The sequence below is a fragment of the Luteimonas sp. RC10 genome, from assembly GCF_014192745.1.
GTDB lineage: Bacteria > Pseudomonadota > Gammaproteobacteria > Xanthomonadales > Xanthomonadaceae > Luteimonas.
The window spans coordinates 309991-331797 of record NZ_JACHYJ010000002.1; the positions used below are offsets into that span (position 1 = coordinate 309991).

Annotated in this window: 18 protein-coding genes; 7 read left to right on the plus strand and 11 right to left on the minus strand. The window is 65.9% G+C overall.

Annotation, left to right across the window (positions count from 1 at the left end):
- The first annotated feature begins 64 nt into the window (after positions 1-64).
- The 3 genes from FHW73_RS05200 (at position 65) to FHW73_RS05210 (ending at position 4852) form a co-directional block, all read left to right on the plus strand.
- Positions 65-415: a nucleotide pyrophosphohydrolase gene (locus tag FHW73_RS05200; protein ID WP_255492671.1), complete on the plus strand. Its 351-nt coding sequence runs from the start codon at positions 65-67 to the stop codon at positions 413-415.
- Positions 416-444: 29 nt separating this feature from the next.
- A complete protein-coding gene (locus FHW73_RS17555) occupies positions 445-2295 on the plus strand; it encodes a DUF2075 domain-containing protein (RefSeq protein ID WP_183425656.1) in 1851 nt (616 codons plus the stop codon).
- A 64-nt stretch (positions 2296-2359) separates the two neighbouring features.
- Positions 2360-4852 carry an AAA family ATPase gene (locus FHW73_RS05210; protein WP_183425657.1) on the plus strand — a complete coding sequence of 831 codons (2493 nt, stop codon included), beginning with the start codon at positions 2360-2362 and terminating at the stop codon, positions 4850-4852.
- A 228-nt stretch (positions 4853-5080) separates the two neighbouring features.
- Here FHW73_RS05210 and FHW73_RS05215 read toward each other — a convergent pair whose 3' ends face one another.
- The 3 genes from FHW73_RS05215 to FHW73_RS05225 all read right to left on the minus strand — a co-directional run bounded on the left by FHW73_RS05215 (position 5081) and on the right by FHW73_RS05225 (position 10202).
- Positions 5081-6703 (minus strand): hypothetical protein, encoded by a 1623-nt coding sequence (locus FHW73_RS05215; protein WP_183425658.1) that lies wholly within the window; start codon positions 6701-6703, stop codon positions 5081-5083.
- 172 nt (positions 6704-6875) lie between these two features.
- The gene (locus tag FHW73_RS05220; RefSeq protein WP_183425659.1) at positions 6876-9080 is read right to left on the minus strand and encodes a diguanylate cyclase; all 2205 of its coding nucleotides are present in this window, start codon (positions 9078-9080) and stop codon (positions 6876-6878) included.
- A 183-nt stretch (positions 9081-9263) separates the two neighbouring features.
- Positions 9264-10202, minus strand: coding sequence for a LysR family transcriptional regulator (locus tag FHW73_RS05225; protein ID WP_183425660.1), 939 nt, complete (start codon positions 10200-10202; stop codon positions 9264-9266).
- Positions 10203-10314: 112 nt separating this feature from the next.
- Here FHW73_RS05225 and FHW73_RS05230 point away from each other — a divergent pair, with 112 nt between their 5' ends.
- Positions 10315-11508, plus strand: a complete 1194-nt coding sequence (locus FHW73_RS05230; RefSeq protein ID WP_345776147.1) for an MFS transporter — start codon at positions 10315-10317, stop codon at positions 11506-11508.
- A gap of 209 nt (positions 11509-11717) precedes the next feature.
- Here the strand turns inward: FHW73_RS05230 and FHW73_RS05235 are convergent, their stop codons facing one another.
- On the minus strand, positions 11718-12266 hold the full coding sequence (locus tag FHW73_RS05235) for a YaeQ family protein (RefSeq protein WP_183425661.1): 549 nt from the start codon (positions 12264-12266) through the stop codon (positions 11718-11720).
- 194 nt (positions 12267-12460) lie between these two features.
- On the opposite strand from FHW73_RS05235, the gene FHW73_RS05240 reads away from it, so the two are divergent.
- The gene (locus FHW73_RS05240) at positions 12461-13228 is read left to right on the plus strand and encodes a hypothetical protein (RefSeq protein WP_255492672.1); all 768 of its coding nucleotides are present in this window, start codon (positions 12461-12463) and stop codon (positions 13226-13228) included.
- Positions 13229-13233: 5 nt separating this feature from the next.
- Here the strand turns inward: FHW73_RS05240 and FHW73_RS05245 are convergent, their stop codons facing one another.
- On the minus strand, positions 13234-13782 hold the full coding sequence (locus tag FHW73_RS05245; protein ID WP_183425662.1) for a hypothetical protein: 549 nt from the start codon (positions 13780-13782) through the stop codon (positions 13234-13236).
- A gap of 247 nt (positions 13783-14029) precedes the next feature.
- Between FHW73_RS05245 and FHW73_RS05250 the strand changes: the two genes are divergently transcribed.
- Positions 14030-15421, plus strand: a complete 1392-nt coding sequence (locus tag FHW73_RS05250) for an NAD-dependent succinate-semialdehyde dehydrogenase (RefSeq protein ID WP_183425663.1) — start codon at positions 14030-14032, stop codon at positions 15419-15421.
- A 133-nt stretch (positions 15422-15554) separates the two neighbouring features.
- Here FHW73_RS05250 and FHW73_RS05255 read toward each other — a convergent pair whose 3' ends face one another.
- From FHW73_RS05255 to FHW73_RS05270, 4 genes are all read right to left on the minus strand, one after another.
- The gene (locus tag FHW73_RS05255; RefSeq protein ID WP_183425664.1) at positions 15555-15884 is read right to left on the minus strand and encodes a hypothetical protein; all 330 of its coding nucleotides are present in this window, start codon (positions 15882-15884) and stop codon (positions 15555-15557) included.
- A gap of 291 nt (positions 15885-16175) precedes the next feature.
- Positions 16176-17072 carry an NAD(P)H-hydrate dehydratase gene (locus FHW73_RS05260; RefSeq protein WP_183425665.1) on the minus strand — a complete coding sequence of 299 codons (897 nt, stop codon included), beginning with the start codon at positions 17070-17072 and terminating at the stop codon, positions 16176-16178.
- Entirely contained in the window at positions 17069-17836 is a 768-nt protein-coding gene (locus FHW73_RS05265; RefSeq protein WP_183425666.1) for a histidine phosphatase family protein, read from the minus strand. The genes FHW73_RS05260 and FHW73_RS05265 overlap by 4 nt, the downstream gene beginning before the upstream one ends.
- 438 nt (positions 17837-18274) lie before the next feature.
- Complete coding sequence (locus FHW73_RS05270; protein WP_183425667.1) at positions 18275-19201, minus strand: LysR family transcriptional regulator; 927 nt, start codon at positions 19199-19201, stop codon at positions 18275-18277.
- 124 nt (positions 19202-19325) lie between these two features.
- Between FHW73_RS05270 and FHW73_RS05275 the strand changes: the two genes are divergently transcribed.
- Complete coding sequence (locus tag FHW73_RS05275; RefSeq protein ID WP_183425668.1) at positions 19326-19727, plus strand: RidA family protein; 402 nt, start codon at positions 19326-19328, stop codon at positions 19725-19727.
- A gap of 75 nt (positions 19728-19802) precedes the next feature.
- Here FHW73_RS05275 and FHW73_RS05280 read toward each other — a convergent pair whose 3' ends face one another.
- Complete coding sequence (locus FHW73_RS05280) at positions 19803-21212, minus strand: sorbosone dehydrogenase family protein (protein ID WP_183425669.1); 1410 nt, start codon at positions 21210-21212, stop codon at positions 19803-19805.
- A complete protein-coding gene (locus tag FHW73_RS05285; RefSeq protein ID WP_183425670.1) occupies positions 21209-21649 on the minus strand; it encodes a DUF2231 domain-containing protein in 441 nt (146 codons plus the stop codon). Before FHW73_RS05285 ends, FHW73_RS05280 begins: the two co-directional genes overlap by 4 nt.
- Between the last annotated feature and the right edge of the window lie 158 nt (positions 21650-21807).

Genomic DNA, 21807 nt, shown 5'->3' on the forward strand with positions numbered 1-21807 from the left:
GTCGCATCCTCGTCCGCCGCCGACCCGCCTATACTGCCAGCCAACAGGGAACGGACCTCACTGCTTGAGCCAGGACATCAAGGCCCTCCAGGCCGCATTGCGTGCCTTCGCGCAGGCGCGCGACTGGGAGCAGTTCCATAGCCCCAAGAACCTCGCCGCCTCGCTGTCGATCGAGGCCGCCGAAGTGCTGGAGCACTTCCAGTGGCTCACCGAGGCGCAGAGCCGCCAGCTTGATGCCGAGCGCACGGCGCAGGTGGCCGACGAGATCGCCGACGTGCTGCTCTATCTGCTGCAACTGGCCGACAAGTTGGGCATCGACCCCCTGGCCGCCGCACGCGACAAGCTCGCCCGCAATGCCGAGCGCTATCCCGTCGAGCGCGCCAAGGGCAGCAGCGCCAAGTACACCGAGCTCTAACCACAGGCCTACCGGGGGGAACCGGCCGCGTGATCGTTTACCAGTCCACCAAGCAACAGTTTCTCGACGACAGCGACAACCGCGATATCGAGGATCTGATCCGCGATGCGTACCTGCGCAAGACCGGACGCTACGCCAGCGAGAGCGAGTCCCGTGCCTGGCACGGCTCCTTGCGTGAGATGGCTCGCGTGCTGCGTGACCGCCAGATTCCCAACGACACCGGCATCGGCGTCGAGTTCGGCATTCCGCAAAGCGGAAAGCGTATCGACTTCATCCTCTCCGGCCATGCCGAGAACGGCACACCGCACGTGGTGATTGTCGAGCTCAAGCAGTGGTCCAGCGCGCGCCTGAGCGAAAAGGACGGCCTCATCGTCGCCAACCGTGGCGGCCGCCGCGAGACCGAAGGCCCGCACCCCAGCTATCAGGCGTGGTCCTACGCCGCGCTGCTCGACAGCTTCAATGAGGCCGTCTACGACAGCGGCACCGAACTGCGGCCGTGCGCCTACCTGCACAACTACCGCGACGACGGCGTCATCCGCCACCCGCATTACGCGCCCTACCTCGACAAGGCACCGCTGTTCCTCCGAGGTGACGATGAGCTGGAACGCCTGCGCGCATTCATCCGCCAGCACGTGCGCAAGGGCGACGGCGGCGCCCTGCTCTACCAGATCGAGAACGGCCGCATCCGCCCCTCCAAGATGCTGGCCGACAGCGTCGTCAAAATGCTCAAGGGCAATCGCGAGTTCGTACTGATCGACGACCAGAAGGTGGTCTACGAGACCTGCCTGGCGCGGTCTGTGGAAGCCAGCCCCGAGCGCAAGCAGGTGGTCATCGTCAAAGGTGGCCCGGGCACCGGCAAGTCCGTCGTGGCAGTAAACCTGCTGGTCGAGTTGACCAAGCGGGGGCTGGTGACCCAGTACGTGTCCAAGAACGCCGCGCCTCGCGCGGTGTACGCACAGAAGCTGGCCGGTCACCTGCGCAAGGCGGAGATCGGCGCCTTGTTCTCAGGCTCCGGCCGATTCCACACCGCCGATCCCAATGTCTTCGACACGCTGGTCGTGGACGAGGCCCACCGCCTCAATGCCAAGAGCGGCCTGTACGGTAACCTCGGCCACAACCAGGTGATGGAACTGATCCGCAGCGCCAAATGCACGATCTTCTTCGTCGATGACGACCAGATCGTGACCCTGGCTGACATCGGCCACACGAACGAACTCGTCCAGTGGGCCAACGCCGCCGGCGCTCAGGTGACGATGCTGGAACTCGCCTCCCAGTTCCGCTGCAGCGGCTCGGATGGCTATATCGCCTGGCTCGACGACTGGCTGGGCCTGCGCGAGACCGCCAATCCGGATTTCGACCGAGACGCCTTCGACTTCCGCATCGTCGATTCGCCGGTCGAACTGCACGATCTGATTCGGGAGAAGAACAAGGTCAACAACAAGTCGCGCGTCGTGGCGGGTTACTGCTGGGACTGGAACAGCAAGAAGAATCCGAACGCCGACGACATCGTGATCCCGGCGTTCGACTACCGCGCGCAATGGAACCTGGGCCGAGATGGCAGCCTCTGGATCGTGGCCGACGGTTCTGTCGAACAGGTCGGTTGCATCCACACCTGCCAGGGCCTGGAGCTGGACTACGTCGGCGTGATCATCGGCCCCGACCTGCAATCACGCGACGGCCAGCTTGTCACCGCCCCCGAACACCGCTCGCGCATGGACCGCTCGATTCGCGGTTACAAGACGCTGATGAAGCAGGACCCCGAAGCCACGCGAGAGCGCGTGGATCGGATCATCCGCAACACTTACAAGACGCTGATGAGCCGGGGGATGAAGGGGTGTTATGTGTATGCGAGACATCTAACAAAACCACATACCCGCTAAGCACGGTATTTACGTATCGTGCCTATTATTTAAACAGAAACCCCGCCAAGGACAGAGGGATCAAATGGAAACACTGACCGAATCGTCAAGAAAGGAAATTGGACTCGCAGATCGCATTTCTTCCTACAGCGAGTCCCTCAAAGACGATGGAAACGAAGCACAAACTCGCTTCCATGTCATAGATGAGTTCCTAGTTCATGAAATCGGATGGCAAAAGAGCTCGATAAAAGTTGAACCCTACATTGAGGGCGCCGGCTACGCCGACTACTCTTTAAACACTTCGGGACGCTGTCGAATTATTTTAGAAGCAAAACGCAACGGAACAGAGCTATGCTCACTCAAGCAAGACGACTTTTCCGTAGTACCTTTGAGTAGCTCAGCCCTCAAAGGGGCGGCTAGCGGCGTTAGCCAGGCTATTGGATATGCGGCTCGAATGGGGTCAGCTTTAGGGGCCGTCACCAACGGACATCAATGGATCCTGTTCCGCGCATACAGAGGCGATGGGAAGCCACCTCAAGAGGGGTTAGCCGTTGTTTTCTCATCGTCAACGTCACTAATCAACTCCTGGACGCACTTCTATGACTTCATGTCAGAGATCGGACTGGAAGAGCATAGGCTTTTAAATTTTCTACAGGAAAAAGAGTCTGGCACCGTTCCAATTAGAGCTTCTTACTTCAAGGCATTTGATCGCAGTTACAAGAGGGTTCCGCAGACATCGGATCTAGCATTCACCTTGAGCGAGCTTTTCCGAAGGTCCTTCATTCGCATAAACACAAAGTCAAAGCAGGCGCTTATAGAATGCTTTGTAGAAACAAGAGCAAGCCGGGAAGCCGACGTAGCTTTCGAGAAAATAGTTAATGAGCTAATTGATCGAGCCATAAGAAGACTTGACTCCATTGACGCGTCAAATCCAGACAGCCTTCAAGGCTTAATAGAGCAAGCAGTAGAGCTAAGAATAGGCGAGTTTGTATTGCTTGTTGGCAACAAAGGCTCCGGAAAGACCACATTCCTTAATAGGTTTTTTTCAAAAATCCTTCCAGCAAGCCTTAAGGACAGAGTGATAAATCTCGGAGTTGATCTACTAAAAAGCGAAGGATCCGACCTGCATCTTACAGATTGGATCTCAAATGAGCTAATACAGCAGTCCGAGCAACAACTCTTCGGAACAACCCCCACATTCGATCAACTGCGCGGCGCATTCTGGCGCATGTACACACGAATGAGGTCAGGCGAACTGGCACCTCTATATCAAAGAGATCCAGATGCATTCCGCCAAAAATTCGGGGAAGAACTGAGCACCCTAAGGCGAGACTCGCCTAGAGAATACTTACTAGGCCTACTAACTCGCGCATTGGGAGGAGAGCATCGCTTACCGATAATCATATTCGACAACGTCGACCACCTGCCCAGAGACACGCAAGACATAGTTTTCCAGTACGCGGTAGGAATATCTAGCAGCGTAGCTTCATTTCTTATCTGCCCCGTCACCGACACCACAGTATGGTCACTCAGCAAAGCAGGGCCTCTGCAGAGCTTTCACTCGAGAGCTTTTTTTCTCCCTGTCCCCAGCCTTAAAGATGTATTCGCAAAGCGACTCCATGTCCTAAAATCAGAACTTCGGAAGCCAGAGGATGCAAAGCCTCAGAGCGCCCTTGTAGGGAAAGGGATGAATTTAACCATTGCAAATGCGGAGTCTTTCTGCGCGGCTGTAGAATCCATTTTCGTCTCGACCTCCGACATTACCGCAGTAATCGGCCGACTGTGTAACTATGACGTCAGAAGGAGCCTAGAGCTTTCTGGAGAAATTCTTTCTTCACCATGGATAGGACTTGAGGAACTCCTAAGAATGTATGTTGCAAAAGGAGATGTGAGACCAAAGAGAACTGCCCTCATAACATCTCTCGTTCTCCAGAACGGCACGATATTTGACGAGGACAAGCATAACTTTCTAATCAATGTCTTCTCCAGGCCCGCCGGAACACTTACATCCCCATTCCTTGCTCTATACCTAATTCGCTATTTAACTTCCGTAGACGAAAAAGCATCCACGACAAGAGACAGGTTTGTCAGCATCTCCCAGATCTGGGATAACCACCACTCCCTAGGGATTCATCGCGACACATTCAGATATTATATAGACAGATTGTTCTTCAGAAATCTTATCGAAGCTTACGACCCATCAGAACGAACAGTAAGAGAAGAAACATTAATTCGCGTAAGCCCGGCAGGCAGCGCTCACGCAAGACTAGTATTTAGTGACAACGTTTATCTTTCTCAGATGGCCCTTGTGACATCGATCGCGGATGAGATCACTACACTTAAGATCCGCGAGGAGGCCCAAAAAGACCACCCAGGCTGGCTAAAGATATGCAACATATTCTTAACTTCCATGAAGATGGAAGACAAAAGAGTTTTTCCTATTATTTCGAATGATCTTTACCCTTGGATCATATCTATTCGAGATGATATTGATCAGCTCCATAAGCGAATTGCGGAGCGCCGGGAGATAAAGAACAACAAGGAAAGAAGGATCAGCCCCCGATCTCGGCAGACCTGACTCGTACATCTTTTCCATCAAATGAGTTTTGCTGATTTTGCAACTGCGTTTGACCGTTTCATGCGGCCATCGACATGACATCAAAAGCAATCGGCCCGTGCTAACCAAGCCGGACAAGCCCAGTAGTTTCTCCGCTCCGCCCATGCGGCCTTGCCCGTCTGTATCCCACGAAGATGCGGGGCCGGTTACCTGGGCCCTGTCCTGCTGTCGAGCGGACGCACTCAGTGCTCAGCCACGCGCCGAATCAATGAAGCCGCGGTACTTCTGCACGGTATTGGAGAGGTCGTTGATGCGGGCGGCCTGTGCGTAGATGGTGTCGAAGATGAACTTCTCGGCATCCTGGGAGATGCCCTCCAGGTACTGGTAGTCCTCCGGCAAGGCGTCGATGATGGCGGCCTTCGCGGTATCGGTCAGCTGGCCCTGCGCGGTGGTCAGCAGTTCCTCGGGGATGCTGGCCAGGGCGTCGGCGATTTCCTTGCGGACGCCTTCGCTCAGGCCACCAAGCGCGTCAGAAACGGCATTGGCGATCGGCCCCGAGGCTTTGGAGCCCACCACCGGGATGGCCGAGACCGCCACGTCGATCAGGAAGCCGGCCATCGCGTCGCGGGCGGCGTTGTCGGCTTCAAGATCGGCGTAGCCGGTGGCCACCGCATCCTGCAGCGCAGCGGTGATCATGGCGACATCCGCGGTGGCACCCTCGATCATGCGCAGATCCTGATGATCGACGACGCCGTTGCCGTCCACGTCATCCACGCCCTCAAGCTTGTTGCTGATGTTGATGGCCTCGGTCGTGAAGTCCGCGACGGCGTCCATCACCTGCGAGGCCTTCGGGTTATCGGGGTTCAGGCCAGTCAGGCGGAACAGATTGGACAAGGTGGCCAGGTCGTTGCCAACGTGGGTCTCATTGGGGTTGGTCGAGCCGCTCGGCTTGCCCTCGTTGCCCACCGTGAGTTCGTTGAGGATGGTGTCCGAGTGGTTCACGAACAGGTCGCTCAATGCCTCGGCACGCTGTGGTAGCGGCTTGTTCTGATGGTCGAAGTAATGATTATCGAAGGAGTCGCCGCGGGAGTTGTCCCCCACGAAACGCACCAAATCGTTCACGTCCTGCGACGTGCCGTGCTCGGAGACGGTGTCGATCAGGATCGCCATCGGGTCGCGCACATTGCGACCCTCGAAGGCCGGGTTGGTGAACGCCATGCCATGGGCGGAAACCGCCTCCTGCAGGGTGCTGCGCGCGTCGCCGGACAGGTCGGACAGCACGGCATTGACGGAAGCCGAGCCACCCGCCTGGTCCAGCGCGTTGAGCATGACACCGGCGAAGTTGCCCTGCTCCATCGGCGTGAACATCGGCGGTTCGGCCAGGATACGCTCGGACAGGAACTCGCCCGCGAATTTCTCGATGAACGCAGTGCCATTGGCGCTGTTGGCCAGTGCGTCGATGGTATCGGTGACCACCGCGCCATTTGGGTTGAGGCCAGCCGGCGCCACGGCGCCGTTGCCGAAGATATTGGTGAAGCTCACAACGTCCTGGAAGCCGATGGCGCCATCAACGTAAGCGTCGGCCACGGCTTGCGTGATCGTCTCGCGCTCGAGGTCAGTAATGCGACCATCTTCGACCAGCTTGTCCAGCTTCTCGGACGTCAGCCAGGACATCGTCGCGCCGCCGTCCTTCTCCACGATGGTGTCGATGAGTTCGCTGCGCTCTTCGGGCCTAACGTTGGTCAGTTGCTCGGCGAAGAAATCGAGCCGACCGTCCAGATCGTCTCCCCAGAAGGGCCTGTCGCCTTCCTTGAGGACGTTGTCCGCAATTGCATTCAGATCATTACATTGCTGGATGCCTTCGACGCCCATGCTGCCACCCTGGCTTGGAAAAGATGCCCAAAAGGGTAGCCAGGGCCCGCGCGAGGACCAGCTAGGGTCAACCCGGGGCGACCCTATTCATCGGGATGTCGATAGCCAAACGTTCACACTCGCCCAGCCGTCATACGACGTCCAAGCTGAGCGATGGTGACGCCCCACCCCGTCAGTGCGCGGGTGTCATAGCTGCATCCCCCACCCGACGCAGCCGCCCGCGCGTTTCCAGCAGGTCCACGGCCAGGTCGAGTTCGTCGTCGGCCAGCAGCGGGCCATCGCCGGTGATGGCGTAGCCCACCCAGCGGCCGCGGCCTTCGTGCTTGGCGCGGTAGAGCGCGGCATCGGCGATGCGCAGGCTCAGTGGCCAGTCGCCGCTGCGGCTGGGGTGCGCGGGAAACAGGCTGGCGCCCATCGAAACGCTGAGCTCGACGGTGCCGGTGGGGCGCACCAGTGATTCGGCCTGCAGGCGTTCGCGCAGCCGACGGAACAGCGCCGGGGCGTCGGCGAGCGTGCTGCCGGGGCAGATCCACAGGAATTCTTCGCCGCCCCAGCGGGCGATGACGTCGCCGGTGCGCCCGCAGTCACGCAGGATGTCGCCCAGGTGCATCAGGGCATGGTCGCCGCCCTCGTGGCCGTGCAGGTCGTTGACGCGCTTGAAATGGTCGAGGTCGAGCAGTGCAACGAGCATCGGCGGCTGCGTCTGCCCCTGGGCCTGCGCGGCGACGCGCGCGTCGAGCCAGGTCTGCACGTAGCGGCGGTTGCGCAGGCCGGTCAGTGCGTCCTCTTCGCTCTGGCGGCGGATGGCGGCGTTGAGCTGTTCGAGTTCGCGGTGCTGGGCCTCGATCTCGACGTTCTTGCGGGCGAGTTCGGCATTGGCGTGACGGCGGCGGCGGCCTTCGCGCAGTTTCAGCACCACGAATGTGCCCAGCGCCAGCAAGGCGGCCAGCAGGCCGTAGACGATGCTGCGCTGGCGTTGTTCGCTGGTCTGCAGCGCGGCGAAGGCGACCTGTTCGGCGGCGCGGGCGCGCTCGACGGCGGCCAGTTCGCTCTCCTTGCGGGCCAGGCCGATGGCCGATTCGAGTTCGGCGATACGGGTGCGCGATTCGACGTTCACCGATTCGTCGTTGAGCGCCTTGTACTCGCGCATCAGCGCCAGCGCCTCGCGATGACGGCCCAGTGCATCGAGGGTGTCGATCATGCGCGGGTAGAGCTCCAGCCGGCGCGGCACGTTGTCGGACTGGGCGAACAGTGCGCGCGAGCGCTCGAACGCGACGGCCGCGGCCTCGTGTTCGCCCAGGTCCGCATGTGCGGCGCCGATATTGGAGTAGACGATGGCGGCCTCGCCGTTGTCGCCGGCGCCTTCGATCGCAGCGGCGGCTTCGCGCAGCAGCGGCAGTGCCTCGCGCGGGCGATCGAGCCGGCGCAGCACGTTGGCCAGGTTGTTGAGGGCCGCCACCGGCGAGACGCCTTCGGCGCGTGCGCTGTCGAGTGCCTGGCGATACAGCGCTTCGGCCTGGCCCAGGCGGGCCGCGCCTTCGTAGCCCGAAGCGAGGTTGCTCAGGATCTCGGCGCGCGACAGGCCCGGCCGGGGCTTGGCGTCGTAGGCGGCCAGCGCGCGGCGGCCGTACTCGATGGCCTTGGGCCAGTCCTGAGCGTAGACGAAGACGCCGGTGGCGTTGTGGAGCAAGGCCGGGTCCGCCGGGCGGTTGAGCGCCTTGCCCACGCGCTCGACTTCCAGCAACGCCTCGATCGCCTCGGGCATGTGGCCCTGCTGGGCGGAGACGATGAAGACGATCTGGTTGGCGTTGTACTCCACCAGATGCGGGTGCGTGGGCACCTTCGACAGCGCGATGCGCGCCACGCGCAAAGCGTCCTCTTGCGCGCCCATGTTGTAGTAGGACGCGGCGAGTTGCCGCCACAGTTCGGCCAGGTCGTGCTCGCCGCCGAGGCGGGTTTCCAGGCGCGCGGTCTCGGCTTCGAGTTCGGCGATGCCGGCCGCATCCCGAGCCACCCAGATCGCGCCGTTGAGCTGCTTGAGCAGCCGCAGCATCTGCTCGGGCGTCAGCGCTGCGCGGGTGCGCAGTGCACTGCCGATCTCGACCACGGCATCGCGTCGGCTGGCAGCGCCAGCCGCATCGACCAAAGCCAGGCCCAGGGCGACATCCGGGTCCGCCGATGCGTTCGCCTGCCATGCCGGTTCGCCCATGCGCAGCGCAGCGGCCGGGTCTCGGGGGGTGAGTTCAGCGACGCAGGCCGGCACGTCTGCCGGGGTGGTGCAGGATTCGGCGGGCACCGGGTCGGCGGCCCACGAGGGGCCGGCGGCGGCAAGCAGGCACGGCAACAGCAACGAGTGCGAACGGGCGCAACGCGACATGGACAGGTCCCCAGCAAGACTCTGGCGCGCTGGCGTTCCCTGGCCGATCGGCGCGCCGCCGTCGATCGCCCTCCCCGGCCTGCGACGCGATGTCGCATCGTCCGGATTCCTCGTATCGGCAGCGGCTGCCCGATCTGTAGTGAAGATTACGTGATGGCGGTCACCTGTGGGAGGTGGATTGCATCACGCTGGATCGTCCAACTCCAAGGCAGTGCCTACCTCGCCACCAGATGCGGTCTCGGCAAACAGCCGTGCGCTGAGGAAGTCGACCAGCGCGCGGACCTTCGGTGCGGGGTGCCGGCTCGCCGGCCAGAGCAGGTGAAAGGCCGCCCTCCGCCCGGCGTGCGCCGGCAGCACGCGCTGCAACCGGCCGTCGGCCAGGGCGTCGCGCACCGCGAAGTCCGGCAGACAGGCGATGCCGCGCCCCTGGATCGCGAAGCACAGGCGGGTCTCGATGTTGTTGCAGATCATCGCCACCGGCAGTGGCAGGTCGGCCGCGCCCGGCGGTCGCCGCAGGGGCCAGGGTTCGAGCTTGCCGCTGTTGGGAAAGCGAAAGTGCAGGCAGGCATGCGTCAACAGGTCTTCCGGCGTCCCCGGCGTGCCGCGCTCGGCCAGGTAGCCGGGCGAGGCGACCAGCAGCAGCTCGAAGTCGCCCAGATGACGCGCGACCAGGCGCGAATCGCTGGGCACGCCGGTCCGCACCACGGCGTCGAACCCTTCGTCGATGACGTCGACCAGCCGGTCAGTGAAGTCCAGGTCCAGTTCGATCTCCGGATAGGCGCCCATGAACGCGCCGAGCGCCGGCAGCACCAGGCCGCTGACCAGCGGCAGGCTCACCCGCAGGCGACCGCGCGGCATGGCCGCGGCCTGGGCGATCTCCTGCTCGGCCGCCTCGATCTCGGCAAGCACGCGGCGGCTGCGCTCGAGAAATGCGGCGCCTTCGGCGGTCAGGGTGATGCTGCGGGTGCTGCGATGGAACAGGCGCACGCCCAACCGCTGCTCGAGCCGGGCGACCCGCTTGCCCACCGCCGAGGCCGACACGCCGAGCAGGCGCCCGGCGGCAACGAAACTCCGGGTCTCAGCCACCTGCACGAATACGGTGAAGCCGCTGAGGCGATCCAAGACGACATCCTCGATTCCGGACACCGATGTCCGCAGAGCGCGGAACTATAGCCCGCTTTATCTGCAATCGAGGGCGACCGACGATGGCGCCCCTTCGCTTCGAGTGTGTGCCGTGTCCCTGTCGTCGTCCCCTGTCGCACCTGTGCCATTGCCGCTCGGCCCATTGCTCGCCATGGCCATGGCCGGCTTCGTGACCATCCTTACCGAGGCCTTGCCCGCCGGGCTGCTGCCGCAGTTGGCTGCCGGTCTCGGCGTCTCCCAGGCCTGGGCCGGACAGACCGTCACGGTGTATGCCGTCGGCTCGCTGGTGGCGGCGATTCCGTTGACCGCCGCCACGCAAGGGTGGCGGCGACGGCCACTGCTGCTGGCCGCGATCGCGGGGTTCTTTGTCGCCAATACCGTCACCGCGCTGTCGGGCAGCTACGTCTTGACGTTGATCGCCCGCGGCGTGGCCGGGGTGTCGGCCGGGCTGCTCTGGGCCTTGCTCGCGGGGTATGCGGCGCGGCTGGTGCCGCCGTCACAGGCTGGGCGCGCGATCGCGGTGGCGATGCTCGGCGCACCGGTCGCCATGGCATTGGGCGTGCCGGCCGGGACATTTCTCGGCGGCTGGCTCGGCTGGCGGGCCAGCTTCGGCGTGATGAGCCTGCTGGCGCTGGTCGCCGCGGCCTGGGTGTGGCTGCAGGTGCCGGACTTTGCGGGTCAGCCGAGCGGCCGACGCCGCCCGCTTGTGCAGGTGGCGCGGCTGCCAGGGATCGCGCCGGTGCTGTGGCTGGTGCTGATGTTCGTGCTGGCGCACAACATTCTCTACACCTACATCGCGCCGTTCCTGGCGTCGGCAGGCTTGCTCGACAGTACGGACCGGGTGCTGCTGGTGTTCGGGCTGGCGTCGCTGGCCGGCATCGGCGTGGTCGGCGTCTGGATCGATCGCCATCTGCGCCTGCTCACGCTGGCGGCGACGCTGCTGTTCGGCCTGGCCGCGCTGTTGCTGGCCACAGCCGTCGGTAAGCCAGCGCTGGTCTATCTCGCGGTCGCGCTCTGGGGCCTGGCCTTCGGCGGCGTGCCGACGCTGCTCCAGACCGCGCTGGCGCACGCGGCAGGCGACGCGGTGGATGTGGCGCAGTCGATGCTGGTGACCACCTGGAACACGGCGATCGCCGGCGGCGGCCTGATCGGCGGCTTATTGCTTGACCGCCTGGGCCCGGGGAGCTTCGTGCCCGCGCTGCTGCTGTTGCTGGCGCTCGCGCTGGCGGTGCAGGGCTGGACCCGGCGCAGTGGCAGCAGGGCCAGCGGCGTCGCGACGCCGTAGGCAGGACGGGACCTGTTTGGCGGTGATGTCTGTCTGCATGACCGAGGCCATTGCGCAATGACGATGCATCCGCGGCATCGCCACCGACGCGTTTGTCGATGCCACGGATCGTCGTTATGGCAGGACCTGCCAGCGCCCGCCCTTGGCGGGGCCGATCCGGGCCAGCTTTCCCCAGCCTTACCGCGCGCGTTCCGAAGGCGACGCGTGCCCTATCCGGCGGGCGCCATCCGCACCCGCGGCGTCAGCGCAACGCTGGCGCGGTCGCTCATCAACTGCAGTTCGCCATCCTGGATCATCGCGGTCAGGCGCATGCCGCGCTCCAGCAGGCCGACAGCGGCCTCAACGTCGGCGGGGTCGAGATCGAGGACGGTCAGGTTCTTCAGCCGCGCGAGCGTGGCGGCCTGCTTGCTCCACCAGATCTCGGCGCTGCCGCCGCTGTAGCTCACCACGACGACGCTGCGCGCCCGGGCGCAGGCTTTGCGGATGCGGCTTTCGTCGGGCTGGCCAAGGTCGATCCACTGCTCGATGTCGCCGGTGTAATCGCGCAGCCACAGGTCGGGCTCTTCGTCGTTGCTCAGGCCGCGGCCGAACTCCAGCCGCTCGTGCGCATACAGCGCGAACGCGATCAGCCGCACCATCAGCCGGTTCGGGGTTTCCGACGGATGCTGGGCGAGCGTGAGGTTGTGCTCGGCGTAGTAGTGCCGGTCCATGTCGCTGACCTGCAGTTCCAGCCGGTAGATCGTCGCGTTGGGCGCCATGCGCAGGCCATCTGGAGAGAAGCGCCATTGTAGGCGCGCGGCGCGGTCGCCGCCGGTCGCGCCGCTGCGATCTTGCCGCCGACGCGCCGTGGACGCGGATGGCGGGAGGCGCCTTCAATCCCGATGGCCTGCGCTGTGGTCTACTGCGCGCAACCGCCGACCACGCCGCGGTCCCGGTCGTGGACAGGGCCACCTTGGCGCGTCCGCATGTTGTTCTGGTACGCACTCGGCGCGGCCAACACCTGTTACGGACACCACCGGCTACAAAAGGGGATCAGATGAAGCAGATCGGACAGTTCGCCATCGCCATCGCCGCCCTCGTGGGCGCCGATGCATGGGCCGATTCCACGGACGCCCCCAAGCGCCCATCGGCCGAGCAGTTGCAGCGCCTGATCGTCGATCGGTCTCCGCAGACGCGGGTGGACACGCCCGACAGCGAGCGCATCACTGCACGGCGCATCGACATCGTGGATGACAAGGGCGTGATCCGCATGACCTTGTCGGGACAGACCCCGGCGCCGATCATCGACGGCATCCAGTACAAGCGCGCGTTCAACGTGGCGGGCATGGTGCTGTACGACGAGACCGGCAGCGAGCGCGGCGGCTTGGGAACCGCCGATATCGATGGCGGGATGGCGGTGCTCGCACTGGATCATCCGGCCATGGATGCGATCGGCTGGCGGGTGTCGCCTGATGGCGACGTCCGGTTCTCGATCAACCAGGCACCGCCGCCGATCCGCGAACCCGCGTTGGACAACAAGCTGGTGCCGGGCGTGCAGGTCCCCACGCGGATCGAGATGCGCGTGGCCGCCGATGGCACGCCGGCGATCGCCCTGAACGATGCGCAAGACCGGACCCGTCTGCGCTTGACTGTCACGCCGGAAGGCTATGGCGCCATCGAGTTCCTCGATGCGCAGGGCAAAGTGGTGCACACCCTGGCGCCGGAAGCCCAGACGCCTTAGTCGCATCAGCGATCGGGCGGGCTGTCGAGCGCGGCGGTGATGCGGGCCGACAGCCAGGCGATGTCGGTCTGCGCCAGGCTCCGGCCGAATGCGACGAGACCGGCGCCGATCAGTCCCAACACGCCGCCCACCGGCAGCAGCAGCCAGGCGCGCGGCGTTCCGGCGATCACCTGCACGACGGCACCGCCCGTCCACAGCACCGCGAAGCCGAACCAGAACGCGAGGAAGGCGCGCACGCTCCAGTGCATGGCGAAGCGGCCGACGAGGACGCTACCGGCGCCCACGGGTTGGAAGCGGCCGACGAACACTGGCTTGAAGGCGTTGCGCGTGCGCGGGACGTGGCGCTCGAGCACGACCCGCCGCTCTTTGACCCGCCCGATCATGACCTCTTCGCGCGGCGGCAGGATGCCGCGTCGCTGTGCCCCCGCGGCCAGCCGGGACACGGCGACGTCGGGCGCATGGGCAGTCGCGAAGCGGGCATCGCGGGGTGATGTGGCGGGCAGTCGGGCGGACATGGCGCAGTCGTGGACGAGCGGGCGGGCATCGTAGGACACCGGCGCACAGCGGGCACACGGTGACCGCGGTCTTGTGCAGATCTTCCCGCCGGTGGCACGCCTGCGTGCGGCACGCATCGTTCTGCGCCCGCGGCATCGTGTCGCATTGCCGCCCCGCCGATTCGCCCCAACGTGCTGTGGACCGGACGCAGCCGCTTGCATCGCGACGCCGCCGACGCAGGGTCTCCTTGGACAGCTCACCCTGCTTTGTGTCCACGAGCTGCCCATCCCTGCGAAGGAGACACCCATGGCATTTGCGACCACCAATCCCTACACCGGCGAGACCGTCAAGACGTTCGAGGAGGCCACGCCTGCGGAGATCGACGCGGCCGTGGGCCGCGCGCACGCCGCGTTCCTGCGCTGGCGCGAGACCTCGTTCGAGCAGCGTGCGCAGGTATTGCGCCGCGCCGCCGAGCTGTTGCGTGCCAAGCCGCGCGAGTTCGCGCAGATTCTGACCCTGGAGATGGGCAAGCTGATCGGCGAGGCCGAGGCCGAAGTCGAGCTGTGCGCGAAGATCCTCGACTACTACGTCCAGCACGGTGCCAAGGCGATGGGCCCGCGCTATCTGCCCGCCGAGGGCTTCGGCGAGACCGACGTGCAACTGGTCAAGGAGCCGCTGGGCGTCTTGTTCGCGGTGGAGCCGTGGAATTTCCCGTTCTACCAGGTGATCCGCATCACCGCGCCGCAGGCGACCGCAGGCAACGCGATCGTGCTCAAGCATGCGGCCAATGTGCCGCAGTCGGCGCTGGCGATGGAGCAGTTGTTCCGCGATGCCGGTGCACCGGAGGGGCTGCTGACCAACCTGTTCGTTTCCCACGACAACGTCGAGCGCGTGGTCGCTGACCCGCGCGTGCGCGGCGTGGCACTGACCGGCAGCGAGCGTGCAGGTTCGGCGGTCGCAGCGCTGGCGGGCAAGTACATGAAGAAGAGCACGCTGGAACTGGGCGGCGCCGATGCATTCATCGTGCTGTCGGACGCGGATGTCGCGCAGGCCGCAAAGTGGGCAGTGTTCGGCCGTCACTGGAACGCCGGACAGGTGTGCGTCTCGTCCAAGCGCATCATCGTCGAGGCGCCGGTGTACGACGCGTTCCTCGAGCACTACCGTGCCGGCGTGGCTGCGCTGAAGGCCGGCGATCCGATGGACCCGGCCACGACGCTGGCGCCGCTGTCGTCGCAGGGCGCGCGCGACGGGCTGGCGCGGCAGGTCGAGGAAGCCATCGCCAATGGCGCCAAGGCCGAGACGCTGGGCGCGCCGGTGCCCACGCAGGGCGCGTTCTACCAGCCGACACTGCTGACCGGCATCACCGCCGACAACCCGGCCTACCGCACCGAGTTCTTCGGGCCGGTGAGCCAGGTCTACCGCGTCGCCGACGAGGACGAGGCGATCAAGCTGGCGAACGATTCGCCGTACGGCCTGGGCGGTTCGGTCTTCAGCCAGGACACCGAGCGTGCCAAGCGCGTGGCGGCGCGACTGGAGACCGGCATGGTCTACATCAACCAGCCGACCGGTGTGAAGGCGGACATCCCATTCGGTGGCGTCAAGAACTCGGGCTATGGCCATGAGTTGATCGACCTCGGACTGACGGAATTCGTCAACGAGAAGGTCGTGGTGGTGACGGATATCCACGGGTCGTTCTGAGGCGCGCTCGCCCCCACCCCAGCCCTCCCCCGCATTGCGGGGGAGGGAGCGGAACATGCGATGCGGGGTGAGGCGGGTGCGGGCGTGGCTTGCCCCTTCCGCAGCGCTCCTCCGCTTGCGGGCAGGAAGTGCCTCAGTCGTCTTCGTCGTCCGAAGACGGCGGCATGCCGCGGTTGGGCTGCGGGGGGATGGCGTCGCCGCTCTGGTCGCTCGGCACGATTTCGCCGTAGTAGTGGCCGCTCTTGTCCTCGTAGACCGTGCCCGTGCCGTTGTAGGTCTTCGGGTCGAAGCGATCCAGGCGCACGACGACGGCGCCGGCCAGGACATACAGGTCCGGATTGGTGTTCCTCGGGTCGAGGTACGACTTCCACTTCGCGATGCCTTTCTGCTTCTCGCTGTGCAGCGCGCTGATCGCGCTGTTGCTGGCGGTGGTGGCCTTCTTTCCGGTGTCGATGATCGGCATTGGGGTGCTCCTGGCTGGATGGCTGCGCGTCGTCGCGTCGCGGCGGTGAAGCAGCGCGCATCCCACTCCGCGCATGGCCTGCATGCGACGTGTGCGGTGTTGCGGTGCCCTGACCTGCCGCCCGACGTGCCCAGACTGCAGTCGGGGCACGGTCACGCCCATCGGTCCGGTGCTGATCCCGCCTGTCGAGTGTGCTGAGTTCCGCTGCCGAAAACGGTGGCGACAAGCGGCCGGGATCGTCGTCGGGCGGCATCGCGCGACAGCGATGACTGCGCCCTCTTGTCTGCCTGATTACAGCCGCTGCATCAGCGCGGGAATCTCGTCGCCGATTTCGCGGGCGAGGAAGCCGACCAGGCCCAGCCGGCGCGAGAGTTTGGCGCCGGCGCGTGCATGCAGGTACACCCCCCAGGCGGCGGCCTGTTCGGGCGCCGCGCCGCGGGCGACGAGACCGGCGATGAGGCCGGCAAGCACATCGCCCGAGCCCGAGGTGCCCAGGCCCGCGCTGCCGGCGGTGTTGACCCACATGCGCCCGTCGGGCGCGGCGATGGTCGTGGTCGGGCCTTTGAGCACCAGCACCACGCCCCAGTCGCGCGCATGGTCGCGGGCGATGGCCTGCGCGTCGGCGGAAATCGCGTCGGCGTCGATGCCCAGCATGCCGGCCATTTCGCCGATGTGCGGCGTCATGATGGTCGCGCCCTGGCCCGCCCGGCGCTGCAACCTGCGCACGACATCGGCCTGCAAGGCGCCGGCGTCGAGTACGACCGGGCAGGCCGCCGCATCGAGCACGGCAGCGACGTTGCGTCGCGTGGCCGCGGTGCAGTCCATACCGGGGCCGACCAGCACCGCGTCTGCGCTGCGGGCCGCAGCGTTGGCCTCGCGGCCGAGGTCGCGGATGGCACCGGCGCGGGTGCCCGGCACACCCATGACCTTGGCCTCGGGCATTGCGATCGCCAGCGGCAGTGCGGCCTCGGCGACGGTGGCGACCTGCAGTTTGCCGGCGCCGGCACGCAGTGCGGCCAGGCCGGCCAGCAGCACAGCCCCCGGGATCTGCACGCTGCCGCCGATCACCAGCACACGGCCGCGGTCCTCCTTGCTCTGCCCGCCCGACGGGTCGGGCAATGGCCAGGCGCGCAGCAGCGGCGCGGTCAGCCGGCGAACATTGGGGCGACGCGGCGCGCGCGGGGTCATTTCGGTCCGACCGGGGCGTCGGCGGCGTCGGTGACCGGTGCCCCGCCCGCTTCGACCGGCAGCGCGAAGTTCGCGACCTGCAATTCGAAGCGCGCATCGCGCCAGTTGCGGTCGAGTGCGTACTCGGTGATCGAGCAGTTGGGCACGTCGGCCTTGCGGTCGATATCGAGAATCTGCTGTTCGTCCATGCACTCGAGCAGGTAGCGGAAGCAGTTGACGATGACCTGATGGGCGACGATCAGCACGCGCTCGCCGACATGGTCGCGGCGCAACACCTCGGTCACGCTGCGCAGACGCAGCAGCACATCGCACCAGCTTTCACCGCCCGGCGGACGGAAGTAGAACTTGCCGACCTGCGCGCGCTGCGCGGCCAGTTCCGGAAACGTGGCCTGGATCCCGGCCACGGTGTAGCGATCGAGGATGCCGAACTCCTTTTCGCGCAGGCGCTCGTCGACGACGATGTCGGCGCGATCGATGCGCAGCGCATCGGCAACGGCATGGATGGTCTGCTGGGCGCGGACGAAGGGCGAGGTCAGCAACACGTTGGGGCGTTCGTCGGCCGGCAGATCGGCAAACCAGGCGGCCAGCGCTTTGGATTGGCGATGTCCGAGGTCCGAGAGCGGGGTGTCGGCATCGCGGGTTTCGATATCGATCAGGTGGGTCTGTGCGAGTTCGGCCTCGTCGCGTGCGACATTGCCGGCGCTTTGCCCATGCCGCACGATCCACAGCCGGTCCGGCCAGTCGGTGTGTCGAAGCCGCGCCATCGGTCAGCGCTCCGCGCGGCGTGTGCCGCAGGCAGCAGGCGAAGCCGGCGCGAGGCGATCGGCCCACGCTGCGATCGGGATGCGGCCAAGGCCGCAGGCGCTCATCGTCATGCAGGTCTCCATGGCGGGGCACCGCAGGATCGCCAGCGAATCGTCAAGGAGGTGCGAATCCGCGGGTTGGCGGGCGGCGTTGGGTGTGCAGCGTGCGGCGGGCGCCCCCTCCCCAGCCCTCCCCCGCACGCGGGGGAGGGAGTTCCATGTCGGCATCCGGAGTAACGTGCACTCGGTTCTCTCCGCGCGAGGGAGTGCGGCGTGCGGCGAGTGCCCCCTCCCCGGCCCTCCTCCGCACGCGGGGGAGGGAGTGCTGTGGCGTGCGGTGAAGCCCCCCGCGGCCCTCCCCCACACGCGGGGAGGACGTGATGTGGCGAGCGGTCGGCGTCAGGTCGGTGGCTGCCGGGCCAGGGGGGCGTGCTCGGCCATCAGCTCGATGACCCAGTCGATGAACACCCGGACCTTCGCGCTGACGTGGCGGTTGGGTGGGAATGCGATGTGCATCGGCATCGGATCGAGTTGCCAGTCCTCGAACAGGCGCACCAAGGCACCGCTCGCCATCGGCGCCTTGGCCATGTAGGCGGGCAGCCAGAGCACGCCCAGGCCGGCGAGCCCGGCGGCGAGGTAGGCGTTGCCGTCGTCCAGCGCGACCACGTAGCGTCCCTGCACCTCCAGGTGGTCGTCGCCGCGGCGCATCGCAATCAACAGCGGCTTGCCAGTGCGCGCCCACAGGAAAGCGACGATGCGGTGCGCACTGTCCTCGAGTTCGCGCGGATGCGCCGGCACGCCCCTGCGCTGCAGATAGGCGGGTGCGGCGTACACGCCGAGCTGCAGGTCGCCGATGTGCCGCGCGATCAGGGACTGGTCGGTGATCGTGCCACCGCGCACCACGCAGTCGACGTGTTCGCCGATCAGATCGACGCGGCGGTCGCTGACGCCCAGGTCAAGCTGGATGTCCGGGTAGCGGGCATGGAACTGCGGCAGCGCGGGCACCAGCACCAGGCGTGCGAACGGGCTGGGCACGTCCACCCGCAGCCGCCCGCGTGGCGCAGCGGCTGCGCTCGACAGGCTGGTCTCGGCATCGTCCATGTCGGCCAGCAACTGCACGACGCGTTCGTAGTAGGCGGCGCCGTCGGCGGTCACGTTGACCTGGCGTGTGGTGCGGTTGAGCAGTCGCACCCGCAGCCGCGCTTCGAGTTGCTGCACCAGTTGGGTCACCGTCGTGCGGCTGATGTGCAGCGTGGCCGCGGCCTTGGTGAAGCTGCCGGTCTCCACCACGCGCGCGAAGGCCTGCATCGCGTCGAAACGGTCCATCGGGCATCCGATTGATGAGATTGTCCGGATTCTACGAACAGTGCTGGACAGCGCGGCGCGTTTATCCCGCCGCCGGCGACCACCAGACTGGTGCCCATCCTGTTCTTGTTGAAGGTGCACCGCCATGACCACACGCGATGTCGTGTTTCCCGCCCACCGCCATGCGCTGTACGAGCGCCACCGCTACTCGCCGGCGATCCGCGCCGACGGCTTGCTGTTCGTCTCCGGCCAGGTCGGCAGCCGCGAAGACGGGTCGCCAGAGCCGGATTTCGCGCGCCAGGTGCACCGGGCGTTCGAGAACCTCAACGCGGTGCTCGACGCGGCCGGTTGCACATTCGACGACGTGATCGATGTGACGTTCTTCGTTGTCGATCCAGCGACCCGGTTCGAGCAGGCGTGGGCGATCGTGCCCGAGTATTGGGGACAGGCGCCGTTCCCGACCGCAACCGTGGTCGGCGTGACATGGCTGGCCGGCTTCGATTTCGAGATCAAGGTGGTCGCCAAGCTCCCGCGCGCCGGCGGCTGAGCGACGCACCCCACGCAACGCCAGTCGGCAGGACGGGCCCCGCAGGGCCCGTCCTTCGTTGCATGCGAATCCGGCTCAGCCTGCGGGCGGCGACGATGCCGGCGCAGGCGCGTCGGCCGGTGGCGCTGCCGCCGGCGCGGACGATGCCGCCGGCGTACTGGCGCGGGCGCCGGCACCGGTCGGCGCAATCCGCCAGATGGTGTTGGCCAGGTCGTCGGCCACCAGCAGCGCGCCGCGCGGGTCCACTGCCACACCCACCGGGCGGCCGCGGGCCTTGCCGTCCTGGCCGAGGAAGCCGGTCGCAAAGTCGATCGCCTCGCCCGACGGGCGGCCGTCGCGGAACGGCACGAACGAGACCTTGTAGCCGACCGGCGGATCGCGGTTCCAACTGCCGTGCTGGCCGACGAACACGCCATTGGCGAACTGCGCGCCCATCGCGGGCGACGAGAACGCCAGCCCCAGCGCCGCGACGTGCGAGCCGAGCGCGAAGTCCGGCACGATCGCGCTGGCGACCTTCTCGGGCTTCTGCGGGCGTACGCGCGCGTCCACGTGCTGGCCCCAGTAGCTGTAGGGCCAGCCGTAGAAGCCGCCGGGGCGCACGCTGGTCAGATAGTCGGGCACGAGTTCGTCGCCGATCTCGTCGCGCTCGTTGACCACCGCCCACAGCTGGTCCATGCCCGGCTGCATCGCCAGCGCAGTGGGATTGCGCAGGCCGGTAGCGAAGACACGATGGAAACCGGTCTGGGCATCGACCTGCCAGATCATCGCGCGGTTCTCTTCCACCGCAAGCCCCCGCTCGGTGATGTTGCTGTCCGAGCCGATGCCCACGAACAGATAGCGCCCGTCATGGCTGATCGCCAGCGACTTGGTCCAGTGGTGGTTGATCGCCGCTGGCAACCGGGTGATCTCCTGCGGCGGGCCGGCGGCATTGACGGCGCCAGGGGTGTAGTCGAAGCGCAGCAGCGCATCCTGCGTGGCGACATAGATCGAATCGTTGCCGAACGCCAGGCCGTAGGGCGCATCCAGGCCTTCAGCGAAGATCGAGCGGCTCTCGTAGGCGCCATCGCCATCGCCGTCGCGCAGCAAGGTGATGCGGTTGCCGCTCTCGACCTGGGTATTGCCGCGGCCCTTGATGACGCCGGCGATGATGTCCTTGGGCGTGAGCTTGGGCGCGCGGCCACCGCGGCCTTCGGCGACCAGGATGTCGCCGTTGGGCAGCACCAGCATCTGCCGCGGGATCTGCAGGTTGTCGGCGATCGGCGTGATCTCGTAGCCCTCGGGCACCTGCGGGCGCTCGTCGCCCCACTGCGCCGGCAGCGAGACCTTCAACGTCGGGAACAGACCGCGCTGCGGCTTGGGCAGGTCGGGCGATGGGCCGACATAGGTCTCCTCCGGCGTGCCGTTGCAGGCCGCCAGCGCGAACGCCAGTGCCGGCACCAGCACCCGCAATGCGAGCTTCGATCGGGAGAAATGCCTGATGTTCATGCCACCACCTCCCGGCGGCGCAGCGTGCCGCCCAGCGCGAACCACAGGGTCGCGGCGATCGACAGCACGCACAGCGTCGACCACACCAGGGCCTGCGGCATCTTCTGCCACGCGTCCATCGCATGGATCAGCGAATTGAGAAAGCCCAGCACGCAGGTCAGCGCCAGCAGGCCGGCATAGAGGAACCGGGTGCGCGTGCGCGCGGTCGGCGTGGCCAGCGAGGCCAGCGCCCAGACCAGGCCGACGACGGCGAACAGCATCGCGCCGACCAGCAGCCAGGAGGCGAAGTTGGTCCACTGGATCTCGTAGCTGCGCGCGTAGGCGATATCGGCGATCAGCGCGCCGAGAAACAGCGGGAATGCGCTGGTGACCAGCAGCATGTGCAAGGGGTGCAGCGGCCTGTGCAATGGCGCCACGACGACAGGGCGTGTGTCCATGGAAGGTCTCGGTGAGGGCGGGACGCGTCGCGCGCGGGCCACGCGCGGCACCGGGCATCCTCCCCGATGCGGCGGCAAGGGCCGGTGAAACGCCCGCGATGCGATGGTCCCTGCCCTCGCCGACCGAGCCTGGTCGCGCCCTGGCGGTCGTCGCCGGA

Coding starts and splice junctions, on each gene's coding strand:
- FHW73_RS05210 (WP_183425657.1), top strand. CDS start 2,360: ATGGAAACACTGACCGAATCGTCAAGAAAGGAAATTGGACTCGCAGAT.
- FHW73_RS05275 (WP_183425668.1), top strand. CDS start 19,326: ATGACCACACGCGATGTCGTGTTTCCCGCCCACCGCCATGCGCTGTAC.
- FHW73_RS05285 (WP_183425670.1), bottom strand. CDS start 21,649: ATGGACACACGCCCTGTCGTCGTGGCGCCATTGCACAGGCCGCTGCAC.
- FHW73_RS05270 (WP_183425667.1), bottom strand. CDS start 19,201: ATGGACCGTTTCGACGCGATGCAGGCCTTCGCGCGCGTGGTGGAGACC.
- FHW73_RS05265 (WP_183425666.1), bottom strand. CDS start 17,836: ATGGCGCGGCTTCGACACACCGACTGGCCGGACCGGCTGTGGATCGTG.
- FHW73_RS05260 (WP_183425665.1), bottom strand. CDS start 17,072: ATGACCCCGCGCGCGCCGCGTCGCCCCAATGTTCGCCGGCTGACCGCG.
- FHW73_RS05220 (WP_183425659.1), bottom strand. CDS start 9,080: ATGTCGCGTTGCGCCCGTTCGCACTCGTTGCTGTTGCCGTGCCTGCTT.
- FHW73_RS05215 (WP_183425658.1), bottom strand. CDS start 6,703: ATGGGCGTCGAAGGCATCCAGCAATGTAATGATCTGAATGCAATTGCG.
- FHW73_RS05255 (WP_183425664.1), bottom strand. CDS start 15,884: ATGCCGATCATCGACACCGGAAAGAAGGCCACCACCGCCAGCAACAGC.
- FHW73_RS05250 (WP_183425663.1), top strand. CDS start 14,030: ATGGCATTTGCGACCACCAATCCCTACACCGGCGAGACCGTCAAGACG.
- FHW73_RS05235 (WP_183425661.1), bottom strand. CDS start 12,266: ATGGCGCCCAACGCGACGATCTACCGGCTGGAACTGCAGGTCAGCGAC.
- FHW73_RS05280 (WP_183425669.1), bottom strand. CDS start 21,212: ATGAACATCAGGCATTTCTCCCGATCGAAGCTCGCATTGCGGGTGCTG.